The 1,551-nt window shown below is 62.7% G+C and carries 1 protein-coding gene; it reads left to right on the top strand.

The genetic code is table 11. The annotated features are described in order from the left end of the window. Positions 1 to 1,551, top strand: a 1,551-nt coding sequence (locus tag NA4_RS37960; RefSeq protein ID WP_218022530.1) for an NB-ARC domain-containing protein, incomplete at both ends; no start/stop codon positions are given.

The following is a 1,551-nucleotide window of genomic DNA, read 5'->3' as shown; positions in this document are numbered from 1 at the left end:
CGATTTGTCGAGCCTGCTGACCAGCGATAACCAGCTGGTGGCCCTGACAGCTCTGTATGGTGCTGGCGGGTTCGGGAAAACCACGCTGGCTGTGCAGGTTTGCTCATTGGACGAGGTGAAAGCCGTGTTCACAGGCGGGCTCTTGTGGGCAACGATCGGAGAGGAACGCCGCGGGGCTGAGCTGGCGGATATCGCCAATGATTTGTCGGCACAGCTGGCCGACGCACGGCCCCAGTTCGCGGATCCTGAACAGGCCGGACGATACTTAGGGCAGCTTCTGGATGAGCGCGGGCCAACGCTTCTGGTTGTGGATGACATCTGGACGGTTGAACAACTAACGCCGTTCACTTTCGGTGGCCGTCATACGACCCGCTTGATCACGACGCGTAATGCTGGCTGCCTCCCGGTAAACGCAAAGACTATTCGAGTCGACGAGATGGCGAATGAAGAGTCTCAGGCGCTCGTCAGTCGGGGCCTGCCTCCATTGCCTCCCCGCACTGTTCAGCAGCTACTGGATATGACTGGTAACTGGCCGCTTCTGTTGGCGATGGTCAATGGCGCGATTCGGGGCTACGTGCGGGACGGCGTCTTGCCCTCGGACGCAAGCCGTATGGTAGCCGAGCAAATCCAGGCAGGGGGACCGTCCATCCTCGATGTGCGGATCGAGGAGAGGCGAGATCACGCGGTGCGGTTGACGGTCGCAGCCAGTCTGCGCCGGCTTCCGGACGCCGAGCGCACTTCCTACTTCAAACTGGGGATCTTTGCTGAAGACACGAACATTCCGCTGTCGTTGTTGGCCTTGCTGTGGGGGCTGACGGACACAGAAACCCGTCAGCTGTGTGAGGACTTGGCCGATCTGAGCCTGGTGAAGGCCTATCGCCGGGGGTCTTTGACGCTCCAACTGCACGATGTGATCCGGGATCATCTCCGGCATGAGCTCGCAGGCCAGCTACAGGCGGTCAACCGCGAGTTCCTCCAAGCCGCGCGAACCCTGCTGCCGGCGCCGGAAAGTGGGTGGTGGCAGCTGCCGCGCACGGCGGAGTACTTGTGGCGCCACCTTCCCTACCATCTTGCCGCGGCCGGGGAGTACGAGGCATTGAAGGCGCTGGTTCTGGACCTGCGCTGGGGTTCGGAGAAAATACAGGGATTCGGCTTGGCTACGTATGAGTCGGATCTGGTGCACATCGAGGGTGACCCCGTGGTGGATGCCTTATGCCGAGCGTTGGTTCGTAAAGGCCACCTGCTCGGCCCTATCGACCCTCCGCACTCCCACCCCGATCTGCTGATCAGCCGCCTCAGCCAGGTTCCCGAGCTGCGCGCGCTGGTAGACGAATACTCCACGACTCTGCCCTCCAACGTCGCCCGCTTGACGATTCGGTGGCCGATCCCGGCTGCGGATCCCTCCTTGCTCAGGGTGCTCGCGGGCCATTCCGCCGCGGTCACGGGTTGCGCGGTTTCCCCCGAGATGGAATGGCTGGCTACCGCCAGCGCCGACCGCACCGTCCGTCTCTGGGATACCAGCACCTGGGCAGAGCGTATGGTGCTGACCGG

The sequence above is a fragment of the Nocardia amamiensis NBRC 102102 genome (assembly GCF_001612745.1).
GTDB classification, from domain to species: domain Bacteria; phylum Actinomycetota; class Actinomycetes; order Mycobacteriales; family Mycobacteriaceae; genus Nocardia; species Nocardia amamiensis.
The sequence above is the reverse complement of the archived record's forward strand: the minus strand, read 5'-3'. Positions and strand labels throughout refer to the sequence as shown.